The organism is Variovorax sp. 20P10.2.4, assembly GCF_058244205.1.
The window spans coordinates 1-3686 of sequence record NZ_JBZAYE010000686.1 but is presented as its reverse complement, the minus strand read 5'-3'; the positions used below and the strand labels follow the sequence as shown (position 1 = coordinate 3686).

Below are 3686 nucleotides of genomic sequence, written 5' to 3'. Positions count from 1 at the left end.
GCCCGATCCCACGCCGGCGCCCAAGGCGCCCGACATCGCGCTCGAGCGCGAGAAGAAGCTGCGTGAGGAAAAGGAACAGCGCGAGCGCGAACAGGAACAGCAGCGCCAGCAGGAAAAGAAACGCCAGGAAGCCCAGGCCAAGAAGGAGAAGGACCAGCTCGAGGCCAAGAAGCGCGAGGAAGACCGCCAGAAGGAACTGCAACAGCAGAAGCAGGCCGAGCAGCAGAAGCTCGCGGAACAGAAGAAGCGCGACGACGCCAAGAAGCTCGAGCAGCAGAAGGCGCAGCTCGACAAGGACCGCCAGGACAACCTGCGCCGCCTGATGGGCCAGGCCGGCTCCACGGCCGAGCAGACCACCGGTCCGCGCTCGGGCAAGGGCGCGGGCAGCGGCGGTCCGTCGGCCGGCTACTTCGGCCGCGTGGCCGCGCTGATCAAGCGCAACGTGGTGTTCGATCCGAACTCGATCAGCGACAACCCCGCGGCCGAGATCCAGATCCAGACCTCGCCCGACGGCACCATCGTCGGCACGCCGCGCCTCGTGAAGTCCAGCGGCAATGCCGCCTGGGACGACGCCGCCCTGCGCGCGGTGCAGAAGACCGAGGTGATGCCGCGCGACGTCGACGGCCGCGTGCCCTCGCCGTTCCCGATCATCAGCGTGCGGCCGAAATCGCAGTGATGCGGTGAAGACGCGAGCGGCGCGGCGCTTCGGCCCCGCGCCGCCGCTGTCTTAGCGCCGAATGAGCGCGCGCGCCGGCCCGGAACTCGCGGCCTCCGGGCCCCTCTACCGCCCACAACAACACGGCGGGGAAGAGCGCTCCCTCACAAAAGAACGATGAAGCCCAACGGACACATCCGGTATGGCAGCAGCCCCCTGCTCGCGAGCAGGACACCGGTCTGGCGCAGCAAGCTCATCGTCGCGGCCGTGGCCTTCGGCTTCCTGCTGCTGGCGGTGCGCGCGGCCTACGTGCAGGTCTTCGACAACGACTTCTTCCAGCACCAGGGCGAGGTGCGCTACCTGCGCACGCTCGAACTGCCGGCCAACCGCGGCCGCATCCTCGACCGCAACGGGCTGATCCTGGCCTCCGACATTCCCGCGCCCAGCATCTGGGCCATTCCCGAGGACATCGAGCGCGACGATCCCGCCGTGCAGGGCCGGCTGCACGAGGCGGCGCGGTTGCTCGGCATGCCGCAGAAGGACTTCGACAAGAAGCTCGAGGACGAGGACAAGAGCTTCGTCTGGATCCGGCGCCAGGTTGACGAGTCGGTCGCCAAACAGGTGGCGGCGCTCGGCATCAAGGGCCTCTACCTGCGCCGCGACTACCGCCGCCAGTACCCCGAGGGCGAGGCCGCGGCCCACCTGGCCGGCTTCACCAACGTCGAGGACATCGGCCAGGAAGGCGTGGAGCTGGCCTTCGACAAGGACCTGGCCGGCAAGGCCGGCTCGCGCCATGTGCTCAAGGACCGGCTCGGCCACATCGTCGAGGACACCGAGGACCAGGTGCCGCCGACCGACGGGCGCGACATCCAGCTGAGCATCGACGACCGCGTGCAATCGCTGGCCTACGAGAAGATCCGCGACGCCGTGGTCGCGAACAAGGCCCGCGCCGGCAGCGTGGTGGTGGTCGACGCGCGCACCGGCGAGCTGCTGGCGATGGCCAACTACCCGAGCTACAACCCCAACGACCGGCGCAACCTCAGCGGCGAGCAGCTGCGCAACCGCGCCATGACCGACGTCTTCGAGCCCGGCTCGACCATGAAGCCGATCACCATCGCGACCGCGCTGCAGCTCGGCCGCGTCACGCCCAAGACCATCATCGACACCAATCCGGGCCGCATCACCGTCTCGGGCGCCACCATCCACGACGACGAGAACTTCGGCGTGCTCACGGTCGAGGGCGTGATCCAGAAGTCGAGCAACGTCGGCGCGACGAAGATCTCGCAGCGCATGTCGGCGCAGGAGATGTGGAACTCGCTGACCGCGGTCGGCCTGGGCCAGAAGCCGCAGACCGTGTTCCCGGGCGCGGTGACCGGGCGGCTGCGGCCGTGGAAGTCGTGGCGGCCGATCGAGCAGGCCACCATGTCCTATGGCTACGGCCTGTCGGCCTCGCTGTTCCAGATCGCCCATGCCTACACCGCCTTCGCGCACGATGGCGAGGTGATCCCGGTCAGCCTGCTGAAGAACGACGGCACGCCGCCCACGGGCGTGCAGGTGTTCTCGCCGCTGGTGGCCAGCGAGGTGCGCCAGATGATGCACCTGGCGGCCGCGCCCGGCGGCACCGCGCCGCTGGCGCAGACCATGGGCTATTCGGTCGGCGGCAAGACCGGCACCGCGCACAAGCAGGTCGGCAAGGGCTATGCCTCCGACAAGTACCGCGCCTGGTACACCGGCATGTCGCCGATCGACAAGCCGCGCATCATCGTCGCAGTGATGGTCGACGAGCCCGGCGCCGGCAAGTACTTCGGCGGGCTGGTGGCCGCGCCGGTGTTCAGCCAGGTGGTGCAGGAGACCCTGCGCATCATGAACGTGCTGCCCGACCTCGCGGTCGCGCCGATGGCGCACTGACGAAGGACGGCACCGCCACGGTGCTCGTTTAGGATCGTCGGCAACTCTTGTTACCGGCGATCCCGACATGGTCGACTCCTCTCCCGGCGCCCCCTCCCCCACGCTTTCTCCCGTCGGCCTGGCCGATCTGGTGCCGCTGCCCTACCAGCAGGCGCTGGCCGCCCACCTGCAGGCGAACGAACCCGAGGCCTGGCGCTGGGCCGCCTCGGCCGAGGCGCGCGAGGAGCATGCGGCCGCCGTGCGTGCCGAGCTGCTGCGCCAGTCGTACCGGCTCGACGCCGACGCGCATCCCGAGCTGCACGCGCATGCCGCGCTGGTCGCGCAGCGGCTCGGCGTCACGGTGCCGATCACCCTCTACCAAGGACCGGACGGCGCGATGAACGCCGCCATCCACACGCTGCCGGGCGAGGCCCACATCGTGCTCTCGGGCCCGCTGCTCGAGCGGCTGCAGGGGCCCGAGTTGCAGGCCGTGCTCGGCCACGAACTCGCCCATCACCTGCTGTGGACGCGCGACGACGGCCGCCACCTCGTGGTCGACCGGCTGCTGCAGGCGACCGCGACCGATCCGCGCGCCGACGCGAGCCACCTGCAGACGGCGCGGCGCCACAGCCTCTACACCGAGGCCTTCGCCGACCGCGGCGCCTGCGTGGGCTGCGGCGCGCTCGAGCCCGCGGTCAGCGCGCTGGTCAAGGTGCAGACCGGCCTCGCGCAGGTCCATGCCGCGAGCTACCTGCGCCAGGCCGACGAGATCAGCGCCGGGCCTGATGCGGCCACGCGCGGCGCCAGCCATCCCGAGGTCTTCGTGCGCGCCCGCGCGCTGCGGCTGTGGAGCGAGCGCGATGCGCAGGCCGATGCCTGGCTGGCCGGCGCGCTCGAAGGCCCGCTCGACCTCGGCACGCTCGACGTGCTGGGCCAGGAGCGCGTGGGCGGCCTGACCCGCGCCGTGGTCGCGCGGCTGCTGCGCGAGCCCTTCATGCAGTCCGATCCATTGCTCGCGCATGCGCGGCGCTTCTTCCCGGGCTTCGTGCCCTCCCTGCCGCAGGCCGTCGAGCCGCCGCCGCCCGATCCGCTGCCCGCCGGGCTGCACGACTACATGGCCAGCGTGCTGGTCGATTTCGTCGCG

Annotated in this window: 3 protein-coding genes; all 3 read left to right on the top strand. The window is 70.6% G+C overall.

What is annotated here, in order from left to right:
- A partial coding sequence (locus AC27VN_RS35685; RefSeq protein ID WP_490879676.1) for a TonB C-terminal domain-containing protein occupies nt 1–676 on the top strand: 676 nt, incomplete at its 5' end.
- Between the two features lie 156 nt (nt 677–832).
- Nucleotides 833–2563, top strand: coding sequence for a peptidoglycan D,D-transpeptidase FtsI family protein (locus AC27VN_RS35680; RefSeq protein ID WP_490879675.1), 1731 nt, complete (start codon nt 833–835; stop codon nt 2561–2563).
- A 67-nt stretch (nt 2564–2630) separates the two neighbouring features.
- The coding region (locus AC27VN_RS35675) for a M48 family metalloprotease (protein ID WP_490879674.1) at nt 2631–3686 on the top strand (1056 nt) is incomplete at its 3' end.